Raw genomic sequence first — 18,908 nt, forward strand, 5'->3', positions numbered from 1 at the left:
GCTCAGATCACCAACTCGCCGACCAGCGCGTCGACGACGGCGCGCAGGTCACCGTCGGCCTCCTCGGCCACCCGGCGCTGCCGCTGATAGGACGCGCCGTTGCGGCAGATCTCGGCGACGGCCGCGAGTTCGTCGACGCACGACAGGGATTCGGCGACGGGCACCAGCCGCTCGAGCTGATCGTCGAGATCCTCGGTGACCAGCCGTTCGTTGCTGTCAGCGTCGAGGATGATGATCGCGTCGAGGCCGTAGCGCGCGGCGCGCCACTTGTTCTCCTGCACGTGCCACGGCGGCATCACGGGCAGCGTCTCGCCGGCATCGAGGCGGCGATCGAGATCGACGATCAGGCAGTGCGTCAGCGCGACGAGCGCCGAGAGTTCCCGCAAGTTGGACACCCCGTCGAAGATCCGCACCTCCACTGTCCCCAGGTGAGGGGAAGGCCTTATGTCCCAGCGGATCTCGTTCATGTGATCGATGATCCCGGTCTTCTTCTGGTCGGCGACGAAGCCTTCGAACTCGCGCCACTCCTGAAACTGGAACGGCAGACCGGCCGTCGGCAACTGCTGGAACATCATCGCCCGATTGCTCGCGTAACCGGTGTCCTCACCGTCCCAGAACGGCGACGACGACGACAGCGCCAGCAGATGCGGGTAGTAGTTCAGCATCGAGGTGATGATCGGCATCACCTTGTGCGCCGAGGACACCCCGACGTGGACGTGCACACCCCAGATCAGCATCTGCCGGCCCCACCACTGCGTGCGCTTGATCAGCTCGGCGTAGCGCGGCGCGTCGGTCAGCTTCTGCGCCGACCACTTCGCGAACGGGTGTGTGCCCGCACAGAACAACTCCATGCCGCGCTCCCGCACGACGGTGCGCACCGGCTTCAGATTGGACCGCAGATCGTCCATCGCCTCGGGAACGCTGTCGCAGACACCGGTCACGACCTCGACGGTGTTGCGCAGCAGTTCCTTGTGTACGTGTGGGTTCTCGCCGATCTCGGCGATCACCGAGGCGGCCTCGTTGCTCAGGTCGCGGGTCTGCGCGTCGACGAGCGCGAACTCCCACTCGACACCGAGTGTGGGCCGGGGAGATCCGGCGAAGTCGATGCGGCTGGCAGCCCGGCGATCAGCCCCGAGTGATGACACCGCACGCCACCCGAGCTCCGGCGTCGCCGGTCGCCAGGGTGGTCTGATCCGGCGGCGGTGCGCCGTTGACCTGCTGGTAGCGCTCCGGCGGGATGTTGGCGAAGTTGTCCGCCTTCTCGTGGATGATGATCGCCGTGCCGGCGCCGCCGAGCAGCTCCTCGGCGGTGAAGGCGTCGGTGGTCGTCACGAGCTTGGCCGAGCCGTCCTCGCGGACCTGCAGCGAGGCCAGATCGCCGCTGGCGGGGTGACCGCTGTGGCCGGGCACCTGGAGGTGGCCGCCGGCGGAGTTGAAGTTGGCCGGCGCGCCTCCGGTCGGCGCCACCGAGTTGGCCTCGCACTTACCCACCGAGTGGATGTGCATGCCGTGGAACCCGGGGGTCAGCTGGTTGGTGCCGGACGTCTGCACGGTGACGGTGGCGTATCCCCCGGAGAACGCGATGTCGGCGGTGGCCACGGTGGTGCCGTCGGGCAGCTTGAGATCGGCCTTGAGTGTCTCGCCGCCGGCGGCCTGGGCCTCGCCGCCTTCGCTCGGGCCCTCCTCGCCGGCGGACGCCGACGGGGACGGGGAGCCGGTCCAGATGGCGGGTGGGGTTCCGGTGGTGTTCGAGGGCACCTCACCGGGAGGTGCGCAGGCGGCCAACGCGAGGGCTGGCGCTGCGAACAGGGTGGCGGCGGCGACGGTCCTGAGCATGTGCAAGAGCCTAGCCGGTGACTGCCACGATCACGCCTGGTGGCTGCTCTGTGAGTTCGGGGACCCGGGGCGCCACCGGCGCCTCGAGCAACCGGCCGACCTCTTCGGCCGCCTGCTGCTCGCCTTCGGCGTCGCTGAAGAAGACGGTGGTGACCGTGGTGTCCGGCAGGGTCAGGTTGCCGGTCTCGGTGACATTCCAGCCGGCCTCGCGCAGCCGATTGGCTGTGGTCTCGGCGGCGCCTTCGGTGCTGGAGATGTTGAAGACCCGCACGTCGGCCTTCGCCGGCGCAGCGGCGCTCGACGGTGTGGTCGGGGTGCTGGTGATCGAGGTGGTGATCGAGTCGCTGTCGGACGCGTCGTCGCCTCCGCTCAGCGCCTGGAACCCGACGAGGAGGAAGACCACACCCAGGAACAGCAGCACCATCACGATGGCGCGCAGGGGCAGACCGGAGGCTTCTCGCTGGTTCATCGGCGCCTACTGTATCGGCTCGCCGCCGCGGTCAGGTCACGTCGAAGCCGAGGCGCCGCGCCGCGCGGGCCTTCTGCCGGCTCGCTCGCAGCCTGCGCAACCGCTTGACCAGCATCGGGTCCGCGGCCAGGGCTTCCGGCCGGTCGACCAACGCGTTCAGCACCTGGTAGTACCGGGTCGCCGACATCGAGAAGAGCTCCTTGATGGCGTCTTCCTTGGATCCGGCGTACTTCCACCACTGCCGTTCGAACGCCAGGATGTCGTGCTCCCGACGGGTCAGACCGTCGGCGGGTTCAGCGCCGTCTGCGGAGTCCCCTGACTTATCAGCCCGCGCGATCGCGCCGTCCATATCGCCTCTTGGACCCTTCCAACGGTCGAAATGACACCAGTGTGGTTTCGGCTGGTATTCAATCACGGCTCGGTCACCGACGGCGGCACCAATGACCGCGAGTCGGCGCCGGCGCGGGCCACTTTAAGCTTTCGGGCATGGCTGTCCGACCGATCTGCATCGTGGGAGATCCCGTTCTCCACACCCCCACCGAGCCGATCCCCGTCGGCGACGACGGAAGTCTGCCCGCCGATCTCGCGGATCTGATCACCGATCTGTACGACACGATGGACGCCGCCCACGGAGTCGGCCTGGCCGCCAACCAGATCGGCGTCGGCAAACGGGTCTTCGTCTTCGACTGCGCCGACGCCCGCGGCAAGACCGTCCGGCGCCGCGGCGTCGTCGTCAACCCGGTGCTGGAGACCTCCGAGGTGCCCGAGACGATGCCGGATCCGGAGGACGACGACGAGGGCTGCCTGTCGGTGCCGGGCGAGTCGTTCCCGACGGGCCGCGCCTCGTGGGCGCGGGTGACGGGCCTGGACGCCGACGGCAACCCGATCACGTTGGAGGGGACGGACCTGTTCGCGCGGATGCTGCAGCACGAGACGGGTCATCTCGACGGCTTCCTGTACCTGGACCGGCTGGTCGGCAGGAATGCGCGCAGCGCCAAGCGGGCGGTGAAGTCGCACGGCTGGGGCGTGCCCGGTCTGACCTGGATGCCCGGCGAGGACCCCGATCCGTTCGGGCACTGAGCCGTGACGGATCTGCCGGCGCTCGGCGCGCGGGTCAGCCTGCGGTACCGGCTGCCGGTCGGCGAGACCCGGCCGTTCACCGACGTGGTCGGCCACGTCGAGCAGGTCGACCCGACGGTGCAGGTGCGTACCCGCCACGGTGAGGTGGTCACCGTCGGCCGCGACGATGTCGTCGCCTTCCGGGTGGTGCCCGAGCAGCCGGTGCGCGCGGGACAGATCCGCAACCTGGAGCACGCGGCGGCGCTGGCGTGGCCGGGCACCGAGCAGCAGTGGCTCGACGGGTGGTTCCTGCGCTTCGGCGACGGCGCCACCAGACGCGCCAATTCCGCTGTGCCGCTGCGGTTCACGTCGGTGGCCGAGATCGCCGCGGTTTCCGGCTGGTATGCCTCGCGCGGGGTGCCCGCGGTCATCTCCGCGCCCGACCGCCTGTTCCGCGTTCCCGCGGGGGTACCCACCGACGCCGAAAACCTGGTGATGACAACGGAAATCGGTCCGGGCGGGCAGGGCGAGGTGACGGTGTCGGCGGTCCCCGACGATGAATGGCTGACGCTGTACGAACGCGACGTCCCGGCACCGGTGCTGACCGCGGTCGTCGACGGTGAGGTCGGGTTCGGCACGCTGGCCGGTGCGGCGGTGGGCAGGGTGGCACTCACCGAGGCGCCCGACGGGACCCGCTGGGCGGGCGTGTCGGCGGTGCACGTCGTCGAATCCGCAAGGCGCCAGGGATTGGCGCGGAGGCTGTGTGAGGGGTTGCTGGCCTGGGCGGGCGACCGGGGCGCGACGCGCGCGTACGTGCAGGTCGTCACCGACAACGACGCCGCCCGCCGGTTGTACGAACAGATGGGTTTCACACTGCACCACCGCTCCCGCTATGTGCGGGCCGAGGACATAGTCTGAGGGGCATGCGACTGGCGACGTGGAACGTCAACTCGATTCGCGCCAGGGTCGATCGGGTCACCGATTGGCTGGAGCGCGCCGACGTCGACGTGCTGGCGATGCAGGAGACCAAGTGCTCCGACGAGCAGTTCCCGACGATGCCGTTCGCCGCGCTGGGCTACGAGGTGGTGCACTGCGGGTTCAATCAGTGGAACGGGGTGGCCATCGCCTCGCGGGTGGGCATCGATGACGTCGCGGTCGGCTTCGAGGGCCAACCGACGTGGAGTTCGGACGACAGCGTGGAGGCCGCGGCCGAAGCCCGCGCACTCGGCGCCACCTGCGGCGGGGTGCGGGTGTGGAGCCTCTACGTCCCCAACGGCCGTTTCGTCGGTTCGCCCCACTACGCCTACAAGTTGGAATGGCTTGCGGCGCTGCGCGACACCGCACAAACATGGCTCACCGACGATCCGGCCCTACCGATCGCGATGGTCGGTGACTGGAACATCGCCCCCACCGACGACGACGTCTGGAGCGTCGAGGCCTATCAGGACAGCACCCACGTCACGCCGCCGGAACGTGACGCCTTCGCCGCGGTCGTCGACACCGGTTTCGCCGACGTGGTGCGTCCGTTCACGCCGGGTCCCGGCGTCTTCACGTACTGGGACTACACCCGGTTGGCGTTCCAGAAGCGCCGCGGTATGCGCATCGACTTCATCCTCGGCTCGCCCGCGTTCACCAACCGCGTCACCCACGCCGAGATCGTCCGTGAGGAACGGAAAGGCAAGGGCGCCAGCGATCATGCCCCCGTGCTGGTGGAGCTCGCAGACTGAGCGTCAGCCGAACAGCGGGAAGGCCCGCTTGCGCGCCAGCTCGTCCATGCCGCGCTGAATGCTGTCCTGCACCTCGCGATACACGCGGTCCACATAGTCGGCGTCGTCGGCACGTGCCGGGTCGTGATCCACCTCGACCGCGGGCATCAACCGGGTCCGGATCTTCGCGGGCAGCGGGAGCTGCGGCAGCGCTGCGGGCGCGATCCCCCAGGGTAGCGATACGGCGATCGGAAAGACCTTGAGGCGCAACAGTTTGTCCAGACGGAGTGCCCGCGAGAGCCCGTCGCCGCGGATCAGCACCGGCATCGCGTCGGCGCCACCCACCGTCGCGATCGGCACGATGGGCACCCCCGCCTTGATCGCCATGGCCACGAAACCCTTGCGTCCCGCGAGGTTCGCCTGGTCCCGTTCGCTCCACGGCCGTAGTGAGTCGACTTCACCGCCGGGCCACAGCGCGACGTCGCGGCCTTCGGCCAGGGCGGTCGCGATGGAGTCCGGCGCGGCGGGCAGCACGCCCATCGCACGGAAGTACCGGCCGATCACCGGGATCGCCATCAGTGCGTCGTGCGCGGTGCCGTGCAGCGGACGCGCCTGACCGAACCGGCGCCACCACTGCACCCCGACGGTCCACGCATCCCAGACGAACGGCGCGCCCGAGTGGATCCCGACCAGCAGCACGGGCGAGTCGGGCAGGTTCTCCCACCCGTCGAACTCCATCCGGAACCAGTGGTCGACCAAGGTGTTCCAGAAGTACTTCTGGCGCTGCATCGTCGCCTCGTCCTGGCCCGCGAGGTCCCAGTCACCGGCGCGCTGCGCCACCCAGCCGGACAGCCCACCCTCGCTGCGGTCCCGCTTGGCGGCCATCGCCGTCCTTTTCTCCTGCGCGTGGTCGCGCGCCTGCACGCGCACCTGTTCGGGTCGGGTATCACTGGTGGTCGCCATGGGAGTGCGCATACCCACCATGTGTGCTGGGCCACACCTTGGCGTTGGCTGTGAAGCAGACCGCGTCGATGTCAGTGGACGCAGCTATACTCGAACACATATTCGACAATTGCTCCGACGGCGCCATCCTCGCGGTCGTCGAGGATGCGCTTCGTCAGGAGTCGATGCAGGTCGCGCGGAAGCTCGCGGCCATCGCGCAGTTGCTGCGCCGTCGGATCGACGAGGAGCTGGCCATCGACGCCGACGCACGCTCGATGATCACCGGGTTCGCCCGCACCACCGCCGAGGTCGCCGCGCTGATCAACATGTCCACCGCTGCCGCGCGGGCGATGGTGTTCGCCGCTGAGACCCTCGATCAACGGTTGCCGGCAGTGGGAGAGCTGCTTGCTCGCGGCGAGGTGAGCTGGCCGACGGTCGAATTGGTGATCAAGCGCACTGAACTGGTCGCCGACGACCTGATGCCCCAGATCGACCCCGACATGGCCGAGCGTCTCGGCAGCTGGTCGTCATGGTCACGGCGGAGGGTCATCGACGCCGTCGATCATGTGGTGAGCACCGTGGACCGCGATGGGGTGAAGAAGCGTCGCCAACGCGCCTATGACGAGCGCGGGGCGTACGTCAGCTCAGACGGCGACGGGATGGCCACGCTGCGGATCAAGCTTTCTGCGCCAGCGGGCAAGATGGTCGACGCCGAACTCTCGGCGATGGCCGCCTCGGTGTGTCCGGCGGATCCGCGCAGCCTGCAGCAACGCCGCGCCGATGCCTTCGAAGCCCTGGCCGAACGCCGCGGCCTCGAATGCCGCTGCGGTGCGTCCGACTGCCCCAAGAACGACCCGGCAACCGGTCAGCCCTCCGCGTCGTCGACGCAGGTCTCGCCGAAGGTGGTGCTGAACGTGGTGGCCGGCGCCGACACCGTGAACGGACAAAGCCAGGCGCCGGGATATCTGGTCGGGTTCGGGGTCATCGACGCCGAACTGGTCCGTGAACTGGCCCGGGACGCCACCCGCAGGCTGGTCGAGGAGCCCGTCGTCAGCCAGCACGAGGCACTGCGATACCGGCCGGGCGCCGCGCTGGCGCGCTGGATCCGCCTGCGCGATCTGACATGCCGGGCACCCGGATGCTCAGTCCCGGCCGAGCAGTGCGACATCGACCACATCACCCCCTTCAACCACCGCGACCCGGCAGCAGGCGGGCACACCGTGCCGTGGAACCTGGCCTGCTTCTGCCGACAACATCATCGCTGCAAGACTTTCGGCGGCTGGTGTGTCGAGCTCCTGGCCGACGGAACCATCGTGTGGACCTCTCCGACCGGCGCGGTATCGCGCACCACACCCGGCTCCACCGGCCTGTTCGGTATGACCGTTCGACCACGGCGCCGCGAAGACCGCACAAGGGTCGAACGCGCCCGCGCCCGGCTCTGCGCCCACCGGGCCACCACCGAGTACAACCGCTACCGTAACCAGGCCGCCACGCGAGAAATCAGAGACCGCCGATGGCGCAACGACACTCGCCGCTGGAGAGGGCTGTTTCACGGCCCGATCAGCGACAAGCCGTCGAACGCCCCCTACATGCAGTGGGTCAACGATCCGTTGGAACCCGAAGAGCTGCAACCGCATTGGCAACCGCCACCACGGACGCCTTCCGATCCCGACGAACCGCCACCGTTCTAGGCGTCGGCGCTGTCCTCGGCGTAACGCCCGGGGTTGAACATCGAGGCCACGGCGCCGATGAGCATCATCGCCGCCGCGGCGATGAACACGACCACCAGGCCGTTGTGAAACGGCTCCGTGATCAGCTCAGGGAAGAACGTCTTGCCGGTCAGCACGTCGGCGTTGACACCGGGCTGCTGCAGAGCGTGCGAGGGTTCGAGCAACTCGGCGATCGGGTTGTATCCCAGGAACGCCGCGAACAGGCTGCCCACCGGCGGCAGATTGGCGACGTCCTGTGCCACCGCGCTGGACACGCCCTGGGCCTGGAGGCCGCTGCTCATCGCGCCGGGCAGGGAATTGGCCAGTCCGACGATCATCAGCGAGAAGAAGATGCCGATCGACAGCGACGAGCCGGCGTTGAAGAACGTGGCCCGCACGCCGGAGGCCGCGCCGCGCTCGGCCGACGGGACGCTGGACATGATCGCCGCGGTGTTGGGCGCGGTGAAGATGCCGCCGCCGAGCCCGTTGAGGAAGACCAGCACCGCGAACAACCAGTAGTCGAAGTTCACCGGGATGAGCACCAGCGCCACGAACGTCACCGCCATCAGCAGCATGCCTCCGACGGTGAACGGCCGCGCACCGAAACGGTCCGACAGTGACCCGGCCAGCGGACCGGCGATCAGGAAGCCGGCCGTCATCGGCAGCATGTAGATGCCCGCCCACAGCGGGGTGGACTCGAAGCTGTAGCCGTGCAGCGGCAACCAGATGCCCTGCAGCCAGATGATCAGCATGAACTGCAGGCCACCGCGGCCGACCGACGACATCAGCCCGGCGAGGTTGCCCATGCCGAACGACGCGGAGCGGAAGAGCCGGATGTTGACCATCGGCTGCTTGACCCGCAACTCGACGAAGCAGAACACCACGAGCAGGGCCACCCCGAACACGATGGCGCCGAGCACCCACGGGTTCGTCCACCCGGTGGTCGACGACCCGTAGGGCTGGATGCCGTAGGTGATGCCGATCAGCAGCACGGTCAGTCCGACGCCGAAGGTCAGCGTCCCGGCCCAGTCCAGCTTGCCCGGCGTGCGCACCCCCAGCTCTTTGAGGGAACGCACGCTCCAGATGGTGCCGAGGATGCCGATCGGCACGCCGACCCAGAAGATCGCCTTCCAGTGCCATTCGGACAGGAAGCCGCCGATCAGCAGGCCCAGGAAGGATCCGGCCACCGCGGCCACCATGTTGACGCCGAGCGCCATGCCGCGCTGGTTGGCCGGGAACGCGTCGGTCAGGATCGCCGACGACGACGACATCAGCATCGCCCCGCCGATGCCCTGCACCACCCGCCACGCGATCAGCCAGATCGCGCCGCCGTCGAGCTGGAACGGGTCGAACGACAACGCGACCGCGGCGACGGTGAAGACCGCGAAGCCCAGGTTGTAGATCCGGACCCGGCCGAGCATGTCGCCGAGCCGGCCGAACGGCACCACCAGCACCGCGGTCACCACGAGGTAGCCCATCAGCATCCACAGCAGGTAGCTGACGTTGCCCGGCGCGAGGGGGTTGAGGCCGATACCGCGGAAGATGGCGGGCAGGGAGATCAGCACGATCGAGGCGTTGATGGTGGCCAGCAGCGTGCCCAGGGTGGTGTTGGACAGCACGATCCACTTGTAGAACGGGTGATCGTGGTCCATCCGCGCCCGCTTGATCGAGGTCTCGCTGAGTCCGGCGGTCGGGGCGGGTCCTGTCGCCGGAGTGGCTGGGGTCTCTGTCGTCATATCCGTCGTCGTTTCGTCGTCGCGTTTCGTAGCCATGACGGGCGCAACCCTGCGCCTGCAAAACACATATATTAGCTATACAAATCATCGACGCCAAAACGTATTCCCGCGGCCATCGGCCGGGAGGGGTCGGTTACGTTGAGGGAGTCCACGCGGGAGCGCGCGCCGAGCGCGCTGAGAGGACGGCTGACGCGCCGTCGACCGTACGAACCTGACCGGGTCATGCCGGCGTAGGGAGATGTCATGAATGTTCTGCCCCTGGCCCCGCCGGGGCGGGCGCCGTTGCGCGTCCTGACCATCGCAGGCTCCGATTCGGGCGGAGGCGCAGGCATTCAAGCCGATATGCGCACGTTCGCGCTGCTCGGCATGCACAGCCTCGTCGCGGTCACCGCAGTCACAGTGCAGAACTCGTTGGGCGTCAAAGGCTTCCACGAGATTCCGGTGGACATCATCGCCGGGCAGATCGAGGCAGTGGCCACCGACATCGGCGTGCAGGCCGCCAAGACCGGGATGCTGGCCTCGTCCGAGATCATCGACACCGTCGCCGACACCTGGGTGCGGCTCGGCCTCGCCGGGACGGTGCCGCTGGTCGTCGATCCCGTCTGCGCGTCGATGCACGGTGATCCCCTGCTGCACCCCAGCGCGCTCGAGTCGCTCACCGCGCGGCTGTTCCCGCTGGCCACCCTGGTCACCCCGAATCTCGACGAGGTCCGGCTGATCACCGGCATCGACGTCGTCGATGCCGACACCCAGCGCGCCGCGGCGCAGGCCCTGCACGCACTCGGCCCGCGCTGGGCGCTGGTCAAGGGCGGTCACCTGCGGTCCTCGTCGCACAGCCCGGACCTGCTGTTCAACGGCACCGACTTCTACGAGTACGACTCGGTGCGCATCGACACCCCGCACGACCACGGCGCCGGGGACACCCTGGCCGCGGCCGCCGCCGCCGCGCTGGCGCACGGATACCCGCTGCCCGACGCCGTCGCCTTCGCCAAGGCCTGGATCACCGAATGCCTGCGCGCGGCCTATCCGTTGGGCGGCGGCCACGGCTCGGTGTCGGCGCTGTTCCAGTTGTCCGATGGATGAGATCGCAGGCGTCGTCCACGAGCCGGCCGGCACACCGGCCGGGGCGGTCGCGCTGACGCACGGTGCCGGCGGCAGCCGCGACGCCCCGATGCTCGTCGCGCTGTGTGACGAATGGGCCCGGCGGGGATGGCTCGCGGTCCGCTACAACCTGCCGTACCGGCGGCGCCGGCCCAAAGGTCCGCCGTCGGGGTCGTCGGCCGCCGATCTTTCCGGCATCCTCGAGGCCATCGCGGCGGTGCGGTCCCTGACCGACGGACCCGTCGTCGCCGGCGGCCATTCTTACGGCGGACGGCTCACGTCGATGGCGGTCGCCGACCACGGACTGCGACCGGACGTGCTCACGCTGTTCTCCTATCCGCTGCATCCGCCCGGCAAGCCCGAGCGGGCCCGCACCGAGCACCTGCCGCGCATCACCGTGCCGACGGTGTTCACCCACGGCACCGCCGACCCGTTCGGCACGCTCGAGGAGCTGCGGCCGGCCGTCGCACTGATCGACGCCCCGACCACGATCGTCGAGGTCACGGGAGCCCGCCACGACCTCCGTTCGAAACGCCTCGATGTGCCCGCGCTCGCAGTCGAAGCGGCGCTGAAAATGCTGCCCTGAGTTATCGTCAGCTCGTGACGACTCCGCCGGGGCCACCCCCGCCGCCACCGCCGTATGGACCACCGCCGTACGGTCCCGGGGGGCCTGGCGGCGCCTACCCCCCGCCTCCGCCTCCTCCCCTGCCCTACCAGGGCCAACCCGGCCCTTACCCGCCGCCGCAGAAGAAGAAGTCGATCAAGTGGTGGGTCATCGGCGGCCTGCTGACCGTTGTTCTGCTCTTCGTCATCGGCGGGGTGATCGTGTGGGGTGTCGTCGATTCCGGCAACGTCACCGCGACCGATGTGAAGGTCGGCGACTGTCTGGCCGAGATCCCCGACGGCGACAAGGTGCTGCGGGTGCAGACCGTCGGCTGCGACCAGCCGCACGCGGGCGAGGTGTTCGCGGTGCTGATGATGCCCGAGGGCGACTTCCCCGGGCAGTCGGCCGTCGAGGCCTACCACGAGAAGTGCGGGCCCGAGCTGGCCAGTTACTCTCCGGCGGCGATGACCGACGACTCGGTGCAGCTCTACGTGCTCTACCCCACCGCCGAGACCTGGGCCAGCGGAGACCGAGCCGTCACCTGCATCGCCACGCTGGACCCGCCACGCACGGGCTCGCTGGCGGGCTGATCCCGCGGTTGGGGGGACCTCTAGTACCGTTTACCGCATGACGTCGGTGCAGTACGACGCGGTCATCGTAGGGGCCGGATTCGCCGGAATCGGGACCGCCATCGCGCTCAAGCGGATGGGCTACGAGAACTTCGTGATCCTCGACCGGGAAGACGACCTGGGCGGTACCTGGTACGTCAACCACTACCCCGGTCTGGCGGTCGACGTTCCGACCACCACCTACTCCTACTTCTTCGAGCCGAACCCGAACTGGTCGCGGCTGTTCTCCACCGGGACGGAGATCAAGCAGTACGCCGACAACGTCGCCGACAAGTACGACGTGCGCAGGCACATGCGGTTCCGGACTGTCGTCCAGGGCGCCCGCTGGGACGAGGAGGCCGCGGCGTGGCGGGTCTCCGTCGCCGACGGGGAGACGTTGACCGCGCGGTACCTGTTCACCGCCACCGGCTTCCTGTCCCAGCCGCGCCTGCCCGAGATCCCCGGGATCGAGAGCTTCGAGGGGCGGGTGGTTCACACCACCGCGTGGGACGACTCCTACGACCCGACGGGCGAGCGGGTCGGCATCATCGGCACCGGCGCGACCGCCGTGCAGCTCATCCCCGAGCTGGCCAAGAAGGCCGCCGACCTGACGGTCTACCAGCGCACCGCGATCTGGGTCGCCCCCAAGCTCGACTTCCGGATCTCGGAGCGCGCCAAGCGACTGTTCGCCCGGATACCGTTGACGCAGCGCGTCGTTCGCGCGGTCACCGACACCATCTACGAGATGATGATCAATGTCGGCGTGGTGCACTACCGGGTCCCGCTGTTCCGCCGGCTGAACATCTCGGCGATGGACCTGTGCAAGATCAACCAGTTCATCCAGGTTCGCGACAAGGAGCTGCGGCGCCGCCTGACCCCCGACTACGACATCGGGTGCAAGCGGCCGACCTTCTCCAACAGCTACTTCCGCACGTTCACCAAACCGCACGTGCACCTGCGCAGCGACGGCATCGACCACATCGTCGCCGATGGGATCGTCAACGCCGACGGCACCAAGACCGTCATCGACACCTTGGTGCTCGCCACCGGTTTCGACCTGTGGGAGGCCAACTTCCCCGCCATCGAGGTGATCGGCCGCGAGGGCCGCAATCTCGGAAAGTGGTGGCGGGAGAATCGGTTTCAGGCCTACCAGGGCGTGTCGATGCCCTACTTCCCGAACTACCTGTCGCTGGCAAGTCCGTACGCATTCCTCGGGCTGAACTTCTTCAACACCATGGAATACCAGATGCGGCTGATGGAACGGCTTTTCGGTGAGCTCCAGCGCCGCGGCGCCACCACCTTCGAGGTCACCGAGCAGGCCAACGCCGCGTACCTGGACCGGATGACCGAACTGCTCGGCGACTCGCTGTGGACACTGGGCAACTGCGCGTCATCGCGGTCGTACTATTTCAATCCGCACGGCGAACCGAGCCTGCTGCGGCCGATGTCGACGCGCGACGCCATCGCCGAGGCGTCGGGGTTCCCGCTCAGCGACTACCAGATCAGTTAGGACTTGCGAAGTGCCCGAACAGAATTCACGTACCGCGAAGGTGGCCGGCCTCGTCCTCGCCGGAACCGGCCTGTCCCACTTCGTCGTCCCGCAGGTCTACGAGGGCTTCACCAAGCCCGCGTTCCCGACGAACACCCGCACCCACGTGTACATCGACGGCGGGATCGAGACGGCCGTCGGCCTGGGTATCGCGGGGCGTAAGACCCGCAAGCTCGCCCTGCTCGGCCTGGTCGCCTACCTGGTGTACCTCGGCGGGAATGTGGTCCGCCAGAAATAGCGCTACCGTGTGCGCGTGAGCGCCTCCGGGCCGGGAGACAACGCCTTGCAGCGACGTCTCGGCACCCTCGACACGGTCGTCCTCGGGCTCGGCTCCATGATAGGGGCCGGCATCTTCGTGGCGCTGGCGCCCGCAGCGGCCGCCGCCGGGACGGGGCTGCTGATCGGGCTGGCGCTGGCCGCAGTGGTCGCGTCCTGCAACGCGATGTCCTCGGCGTGGCTGGCCGCCCGCTATCCGAGTTCGGGCGGCTCCTACGTCTACGGCCGGGAGCGGCTCGGGCCGTTCTGGGGCCACACCGCGGGATGGAGTTTCGTCGTCGGGAAGACGGCGTCGTGTGCGGCGATGGCGCTGACCGTCGGGCACTACGCGTGGCCGGCCCACGCCACCGCGGTGGCGGTGGCCTCGGTGGTGGCGCTGACCGCGATCAGTTATGCGGGCGTGCAGAAGTCGGCGCTGCTGACCCGTGCGATCGTGGCCGTGGTGCTGGCCGTGTTGGCGATGGTCGTGGTGCTGGCCCTGCGTTCCGGGGACGCCGACGCGGCCCGGCTGGTGGGTGAGGGCACGTCGTTCTACGGGGTTCTGCAGGCCGCCGGTCTGCTGTTCTTCGCGTTCGCCGGTTACGCCCGCATCGCGACGCTCGGCGAGGAGGTGCGCGACCCGGCAAGGACCATCCCGCGCGCCGTGATGCTGGCGCTGGGCATCACGCTGGTGGTCTATGCTGCAGTGGCCGTGGCGGTGCTCGTCCAGCTGGGCAGCGACCGGCTCGCCGCTGCCGGCGCGCCGCTGTCCGAGGCCGTGCGCGCGGCCGGGTTCGCCGGTCTGGTGCCGGTGGTCAGCGCCGGCGCCGCGATCGGCGCGCTGGGTGCCCTGCTGGCGCTGCTGCTCGGCGTCTCGCGCACCACGCTGGCGATGGCGCGGGATCACCATCTGCCGCACACGCTGGCCGCGGTGCATCCCCGCCTCGGCACTCCGCACCGCGCCGAGCTGGCGGTGGGCGCGGCGGTCGCACTGGTGACCGCGTTCGTCGACCTGCGCGCCGCGATCGGGTTCTCGTCGTTCGGTGTGCTGCTGTACTACGCGATCGCCAATGCGTCGGCGCTGACGCCGGGCCGTCGTGTGCTGCCCACCGTGGGCCTGATCGGTTGTCTGACACTGGCTTTCACGCTGCCGCTCAGCTCGGTGCTGGCCGGTGCCGCGGTGGTGATCGTCGGCATGCTCACCTACGCGGTGCAGGCCCGCAGGGCAGCGGCCTAGGGCCGGAAGCGGTGGCCCATCCCGGCCTCGGTCAGCAGGTGGACGGGGTGGGCAGGGTCGTCTTCGAGCTTGCGGCGCAGCTGAGCGAGATACACCCGCAGATAGTGACTCGACTTGGCGTACGTCGGTCCCCACACCTCGGTGAGGAGCTGTTCCCGGGTGACGAGCTTGCCGCTGTTGCGGACGAGGATCTCCAGGATGCCCCACTCGGTCGGGGTCAGGTGGATCTCCCGGCCGTTCTTGGTGACCACCTTGTTCGCCAGATCGACGGTGAACGAGGAGGTTTCGACGATCGGCTCGGAACTGGTCTCGGTCGTCGACGACCGGCGCACCGCCGCCCGCAACCGGGCGAGGAACTCATCCATCCCGAACGGCTTGGTGACGTAGTCGTCAGCGCCCGCGTCGAGAGCGGCCACCTTGTCGAAGGCGTCGGTGCGCGCCGAGAGCACGAGGACCGGCGCCGACGACCAGCCGCGCAGCCCACCCAGCACGTCGATGCCGCTCATGTCCGGCAGCCCGAGGTCGAGCACGACCACGTCGGGCCGGAAATCCGCTGCGGCCCGGAGCGCCTCGGCACCGGTGGCTGCCGTCCTGACGTCGTATCCGCGCACCGACAGATTGATGCGCAGCGCCCGCAGGATCTGGGGTTCGTCGTCGATCACCAATACGCGGGTCACGACCGGACCTCCTGTGGTGCGGCGAGGTCGATCTCCACCGTCAGACCGCCGCCGGGGGTGTCCCCGACCGAGATCGACCCGCCCATGGCGTGGACGAAGCCGCGGGCCACCGACAGGCCCAGACCGACGCCGGTGCTGTTGTCCTGGTCGCCGAGCCGCTGGAACGCGTCGAAGATCTGCTCCTCACTGCCGCGAGCGATACCGGGCCCCTCGTCGGCGACCGCGATCAGCACGCGATCGCCGACCTGTCCGGCCGAGACGCGCACCGGGCCGTCGGGTGCGTACCGCAGCGCGTTGTCGATCAGGTTGGCCAGCACGCGTTCCAGCAGCCCGCCGTCGGCCATCACGACCTCGTCCCCGACGTCGACCTTGACCCGCTCGAGCTCCGCGCGGCCGTAGCCGGTGGTTCCCCTGCTGATGCCGAGCAGAGCGCGCTGCACCGTCTCCTCCAGGTACACCTGGTGTAGCTCGGGCCGGACCACGCCGGCGGCCAGGCGCGACGAGTCGAGCAGGTTGCCGACCAGCGCGGTGAGCTGATCGATCGATTCCTCGACGGTGGCGAGCAACTCGGCGGTGTCCTCCGCGGAGAACGCGACGTCGGTGCCGCGCAGGCTGGACACGGCGGCCTTCGCGGCGGCGAGGGGGGTGCGCAGGTCATGGCTGACGGCCGACAGCAGCGACCGCCGCAGGTTGTCGGCCTGCGCGATCGCCTCGGCCTGCCCCGCCTCCGCGGTCAGTTCCCGCTGCCGGACCAGGCCGGCAGCCTGCTTGGCGACCGCGGTCAGCACGCGGCGGTCCCGGGCGGGCAGCGTCTTGCCCGCGAGCAGCAGCCAGAACTCGTCGTCGCCCACCTCGATCGCCGTGTCCGCAGTCTCGACGTCGACGCAGGGGTCCGCGCCCACGCAGCCCACGATGCGCTCACCGTCGCCGTCGCGGCGCATCAGGCTGACCGCGTGCTGCGAGTAGGTCACGCGGACCTTTTCGAGCAGCGTATCGAGGTCGGCGCCGCGAAGCACCGACCCGGCGAACAGGGCCAGCAGCTCGGCCTCTTGCGAGGCGCGCCGTGCCTCCCGGCTGCGATTCACCGAACTGTCGACCAGGGCGGCGACGGCCACGGCGACCATCAGCAGCACCACGATGGTGATGGCGCTGTCGGGTTCGGCGATCGTGAAGGTGTGGCGGGGCTCGACGAGGAAGTAGTTCAGCAGTAGACCGGACAGCACCGCCGACACTGCGGCGGGGGCGACGCCGCCGAGGAGCGCGACGACGAGAACCCCGACGAAGAACACCGCGCTCTCCCCGCTGACATTGAGGAAGGCGTCCAACACGAAAACGCTCAGGGCGCAGATTGCGGTGGGGACGATCACAGAGGCCAGCCAGGACACCAGGTGGCCGCTGCGCGGCGCCAACGAGGGCCACCGGAATCCGTGCGCGGCCTCCGGATGGGTGACCATGTGGACGTCGATCTTCTCCGAGTCCTGGACCACCGTCGCGCCGATGCCCTCGTCGAAGATGCGCGCCCACCGGGATCGCCGGGAGGTGCCGAGCACCAGTTGGGTGGCGTTCATCTCACGGGCGAAGTCGAGCAGAGCAGCCGGAACATCGTCGCCGACCACGGTGTGTAGCGTCGCGCCCAGACTGGCCACGAGTTCGCGGACCTTGCCCATGTGTGACGCGGACACGCCGGCCAGTCCGTCACCGCGGACGACGTGCACCACCATCAGCTCGGCGCTGGACTTGGACGCGATGCGAAACGCTCTGCGCAGCAACGTTTCCGACTCCGGCCCACCGGTGACCGCGACCACGACACGCTCGCGCGCCTCCCACGTCGCGGTGATGGCGTTCTCTTCCCGGTACTTCGCCAGTGCCGCGTCGACCTGGTCGGCCAGCCACAGCAGCGCCAGCTCGCGCAGCGCGGTGAGGTTTCCCCGGCGGAAGTAGTTGGACAGCGCAGCGTCGATCCGCTCCGGTGCGTACACGTTCCCGTGGGACAGCCTGCGGCGCAACGCTTCGGGGGTGATGTCGACGAGCTCGATCTGGTCGGCCGAGCGCACCACCTCGTCGGGCACCTTCTCCCGCTGCTCGATGCCGGTGATCTGGGTGACGACGTCGTTGAGGCTCTCCAGATGCTGCACGTTGACCGTGCTGACCACGGTGATCCCGGCGGCGAGCAGTTCCTCGACGTCCTGCCACCGCTTGGTGTTCGCGCTGCCCGGGGTGTTGGTGTGGGCGAGTTCGTCGACCAGGACCACCTGCGGGCGGCGGGCCAGGATCGCCGGCACGTCCAGCTCGGGGAAACGGCTGCCGCGGTAGGGGATGTAATGCGGCGGGATGACCTCGATGCCCTCGAGCAGTTCGGCGGTCTTCTTCCGGCCGTGGGTCTCGACCACACCCACCACCAGGTCGGTGCCGCGCTCCAGGCGCCGGTGCGCCTCACCGAGCATGGCGTAGGTCTTGCCGACGCCGGGAGCCGCGCCGAGGTAGATGCGCAGCTCTCCGCGTTTCGGCTTGTGGCCGACTGGGTCAGGCGACTCCGGCACGCTGAATTCAGCTCCTGGCGGGATACTGCTCGTCGAGGGCGAGGTTCAATTCCAGCACGTTGACGCGTGGCTCGCCGAGGAACCCCAGAGTGCGGCCCGAGGTGTGGTCGGCGACGACCGCCCTGACCGCGTCCGCCGACACCCCGCGCGCCTGGGCGACCCGGTTGATCTGCAGGTCGGCGTAGGCCGGCGAGATGTGCGGGTCCAGGCCGCTGCCGCTGGCGGTCACCGCGTCGGCGGGAACGGCCGGGTCCGCTGCGCTTCCGCGTATCGGCACGATCAGGCCGGCGCTGTAGTCCTCACCGGCTTTCGCGCACTCAACGCGCACTCCTTCGTAGGTGTCCACGAACGGGGCGGAGACGGCGTCGCATGCTTCGTTGACGCTGACCACCCGGGTCGGGTCGACGACGTTGCCGCGCGCGTCGCGCGGGCCGAAGACCGACAGCACCGCGCCGACGCCGCCGCCGGTGCAGTAGGGCCGCAAGCCGTCGACGCCCTCCAGCTCACCGACGGCCTTGCTGCGCGAGCAGACCAGCGTGAGCAGGCCGGCCTTGTCGGACGTGTCGACGATGCTCTCCGGACCCAGGTTGCTGGCGTTGGTGGCCATCGGGTCGTAGCCGTCGCCCGCTGCGGACGGCCGGCTCTGGAAGTACTGGGGCAGTGCTGCGCCGTCGGCATCGGTGAACGACTGGCCGATCAGGCTGCTGCCCACGGGTTCACCGTCGACCTCGACGACCGAACCGTCCGCGCGGTGCGAGAGACCGGGCAGCTGGGCCACCAGCCAGATGAACACCGGGTAGGCGATCCCGAGGATCACGGTGAGGACGAGCAGCGCGCGCAGCGCCGCCCAGTGCTGACGTAGAAGAGTGGAAATGTTCAT

General features: G+C 69.2%; 19 protein-coding genes and 1 riboswitch. Of the genes, 10 read left to right on the forward strand and 9 right to left on the reverse strand.

Features of this window, described 5'->3' with window-relative positions; all coding sequences use genetic code 11:
- Positions 1–2: 2 nt before the first annotated feature.
- From G6N45_RS01685 to G6N45_RS01700, 4 genes are read right to left on the reverse strand one after another with little or no spacing between them, the layout of a single operon-like run.
- Entirely contained in the window at positions 3–1,145 is a 1,143-nt protein-coding gene (locus G6N45_RS01685; RefSeq protein ID WP_057150378.1) for a glutamate--cysteine ligase, read from the reverse strand.
- On the reverse strand, positions 1,126–1,836 hold the full coding sequence (gene sodC, locus G6N45_RS01690; RefSeq protein WP_163720143.1) for a superoxide dismutase[Cu-Zn]: 711 nt from the start codon (positions 1,834–1,836) through the stop codon (positions 1,126–1,128). The genes G6N45_RS01685 and sodC overlap by 20 nt, the downstream gene beginning before the upstream one ends.
- Positions 1,837–1,846: 10 nt before the next feature.
- Complete coding sequence (locus G6N45_RS01695) at positions 1,847–2,305, reverse strand: LytR C-terminal domain-containing protein (protein ID WP_163720144.1); 459 nt, start codon at positions 2,303–2,305, stop codon at positions 1,847–1,849.
- Positions 2,306–2,336: 31 nt separating this feature from the next.
- Entirely contained in the window at positions 2,337–2,654 is a 318-nt protein-coding gene (locus G6N45_RS01700) for a nucleoid-associated protein NapA (protein ID WP_163720145.1), read from the reverse strand.
- 137 nt (positions 2,655–2,791) lie between these two features.
- Here G6N45_RS01700 and G6N45_RS01705 point away from each other — a divergent pair, with 137 nt between their 5' ends.
- From G6N45_RS01705 to G6N45_RS01715, 3 genes are read left to right on the forward strand one after another with little or no spacing between them, the layout of a single operon-like run.
- Complete coding sequence (locus tag G6N45_RS01705; protein ID WP_163720146.1) at positions 2,792–3,385, forward strand: peptide deformylase; 594 nt, start codon at positions 2,792–2,794, stop codon at positions 3,383–3,385.
- Between the two features lie 3 nt (positions 3,386–3,388).
- On the forward strand, positions 3,389–4,282 hold the full coding sequence (locus G6N45_RS01710; RefSeq protein WP_163720147.1) for an N-acetylglutamate synthase, CG3035 family: 894 nt from the start codon (positions 3,389–3,391) through the stop codon (positions 4,280–4,282).
- A gap of 5 nt (positions 4,283–4,287) precedes the next feature.
- Positions 4,288–5,091 (forward strand): exodeoxyribonuclease III, encoded by an 804-nt coding sequence (locus G6N45_RS01715; protein WP_163720148.1) that lies wholly within the window; start codon positions 4,288–4,290, stop codon positions 5,089–5,091.
- A 3-nt stretch (positions 5,092–5,094) separates the two neighbouring features.
- On the opposite strand, the gene G6N45_RS01720 is transcribed toward G6N45_RS01715, so the two are convergent.
- A complete protein-coding gene (locus G6N45_RS01720; protein WP_163720149.1) occupies positions 5,095–6,033 on the reverse strand; it encodes a lysophospholipid acyltransferase family protein in 939 nt (312 codons plus the stop codon).
- A gap of 68 nt (positions 6,034–6,101) precedes the next feature.
- Between G6N45_RS01720 and G6N45_RS01725 the strand changes: the two genes are divergently transcribed.
- Positions 6,102–7,703 carry an HNH endonuclease signature motif containing protein gene (locus tag G6N45_RS01725; protein ID WP_179965257.1) on the forward strand — a complete coding sequence of 534 codons (1,602 nt, stop codon included), beginning with the start codon at positions 6,102–6,104 and terminating at the stop codon, positions 7,701–7,703.
- Here G6N45_RS01725 and G6N45_RS01730 read toward each other — a convergent pair.
- Positions 7,700–9,457 carry an MFS transporter gene (locus G6N45_RS01730; RefSeq protein WP_163720150.1) on the reverse strand — a complete coding sequence of 586 codons (1,758 nt, stop codon included), beginning with the start codon at positions 9,455–9,457 and terminating at the stop codon, positions 7,700–7,702. The genes G6N45_RS01725 and G6N45_RS01730 overlap by 4 nt on opposite strands.
- A gap of 142 nt (positions 9,458–9,599) precedes the next feature.
- Positions 9,600–9,711, forward strand: a riboswitch (TPP riboswitch).
- Between G6N45_RS01730 and thiD the strand changes: the two genes are divergently transcribed.
- From thiD to G6N45_RS01760, 6 genes are all read left to right on the forward strand, one after another.
- Positions 9,701–10,540, forward strand: coding sequence for a bifunctional hydroxymethylpyrimidine kinase/phosphomethylpyrimidine kinase (thiD, locus tag G6N45_RS01735; protein WP_163720151.1), 840 nt, complete (start codon positions 9,701–9,703; stop codon positions 10,538–10,540). Its footprint overlaps the riboswitch before it by 11 nt.
- A complete protein-coding gene (locus G6N45_RS01740) occupies positions 10,533–11,144 on the forward strand; it encodes an alpha/beta hydrolase family protein (protein ID WP_163720152.1) in 612 nt (203 codons plus the stop codon). Before thiD ends, G6N45_RS01740 begins: the two co-directional genes overlap by 8 nt.
- 14 nt (positions 11,145–11,158) lie before the next feature.
- Positions 11,159–11,752 (forward strand): septum formation family protein, encoded by a 594-nt coding sequence (locus G6N45_RS01745; protein WP_163720153.1) that lies wholly within the window; start codon positions 11,159–11,161, stop codon positions 11,750–11,752.
- A 37-nt stretch (positions 11,753–11,789) separates the two neighbouring features.
- Complete coding sequence (locus tag G6N45_RS01750; protein WP_163720154.1) at positions 11,790–13,280, forward strand: flavin-containing monooxygenase; 1,491 nt, start codon at positions 11,790–11,792, stop codon at positions 13,278–13,280.
- A gap of 10 nt (positions 13,281–13,290) precedes the next feature.
- Positions 13,291–13,557, forward strand: a complete 267-nt coding sequence (locus tag G6N45_RS01755) for a DoxX-related protein (protein WP_163720155.1) — start codon at positions 13,291–13,293, stop codon at positions 13,555–13,557.
- 45 nt (positions 13,558–13,602) lie between these two features.
- Complete coding sequence (locus G6N45_RS01760; protein WP_163727595.1) at positions 13,603–14,811, forward strand: APC family permease; 1,209 nt, start codon at positions 13,603–13,605, stop codon at positions 14,809–14,811.
- Here G6N45_RS01760 and G6N45_RS01765 read toward each other — a convergent pair.
- From G6N45_RS01765 to G6N45_RS01775, 3 genes are read right to left on the reverse strand one after another with little or no spacing between them, the layout of a single operon-like run.
- Entirely contained in the window at positions 14,808–15,488 is a 681-nt protein-coding gene (locus tag G6N45_RS01765; protein ID WP_057150365.1) for a response regulator, read from the reverse strand. The genes G6N45_RS01760 and G6N45_RS01765 overlap by 4 nt on opposite strands.
- The gene (locus G6N45_RS01770; RefSeq protein ID WP_163720156.1) at positions 15,485–18,028 is read right to left on the reverse strand and encodes a DUF4118 domain-containing protein; all 2,544 of its coding nucleotides are present in this window, start codon (positions 18,026–18,028) and stop codon (positions 15,485–15,487) included. The genes G6N45_RS01765 and G6N45_RS01770 overlap by 4 nt, the downstream gene beginning before the upstream one ends.
- A gap of 7 nt (positions 18,029–18,035) precedes the next feature.
- Positions 18,036–18,908, reverse strand: a complete 873-nt coding sequence (locus tag G6N45_RS01775; protein ID WP_163720157.1) for a potassium-transporting ATPase subunit C — start codon at positions 18,906–18,908, stop codon at positions 18,036–18,038.

Source organism: Mycolicibacterium psychrotolerans (assembly GCF_010729305.1).
Taxonomy (GTDB): domain Bacteria; phylum Actinomycetota; class Actinomycetes; order Mycobacteriales; family Mycobacteriaceae; genus Mycobacterium; species Mycobacterium psychrotolerans.

Excerpts from the sequence above, each read along its gene's own strand:
- G6N45_RS01715 (WP_163720148.1), top strand. The coding sequence starts at position 4,288 with ATGCGACTGGCGACGTGGAACGTCAACTCGATTCGCGCCAGGGTCGAT.
- G6N45_RS01700 (WP_163720145.1), bottom strand. The coding sequence starts at position 2,654 with ATGGACGGCGCGATCGCGCGGGCTGATAAGTCAGGGGACTCCGCAGAC.
- G6N45_RS01750 (WP_163720154.1), top strand. The coding sequence starts at position 11,790 with ATGACGTCGGTGCAGTACGACGCGGTCATCGTAGGGGCCGGATTCGCC.
- G6N45_RS01730 (WP_163720150.1), bottom strand. The coding sequence starts at position 9,457 with ATGACGACAGAGACCCCAGCCACTCCGGCGACAGGACCCGCCCCGACC.
- G6N45_RS01705 (WP_163720146.1), top strand. The coding sequence starts at position 2,792 with ATGGCTGTCCGACCGATCTGCATCGTGGGAGATCCCGTTCTCCACACC.
- G6N45_RS01775 (WP_163720157.1), bottom strand. The coding sequence starts at position 18,908 with ATGAACATTTCCACTCTTCTACGTCAGCACTGGGCGGCGCTGCGCGCG.
- G6N45_RS01725 (WP_179965257.1), top strand. The coding sequence starts at position 6,102 with ATGTCAGTGGACGCAGCTATACTCGAACACATATTCGACAATTGCTCC.
- G6N45_RS01740 (WP_163720152.1), top strand. The coding sequence starts at position 10,533 with ATGGATGAGATCGCAGGCGTCGTCCACGAGCCGGCCGGCACACCGGCC.
- thiD (WP_163720151.1), top strand. The coding sequence starts at position 9,701 with ATGAATGTTCTGCCCCTGGCCCCGCCGGGGCGGGCGCCGTTGCGCGTC.
- sodC (WP_163720143.1), bottom strand. The coding sequence starts at position 1,836 with ATGCTCAGGACCGTCGCCGCCGCCACCCTGTTCGCAGCGCCAGCCCTC.
- G6N45_RS01720 (WP_163720149.1), bottom strand. The coding sequence starts at position 6,033 with ATGGCGACCACCAGTGATACCCGACCCGAACAGGTGCGCGTGCAGGCG.
- G6N45_RS01695 (WP_163720144.1), bottom strand. The coding sequence starts at position 2,305 with ATGAACCAGCGAGAAGCCTCCGGTCTGCCCCTGCGCGCCATCGTGATG.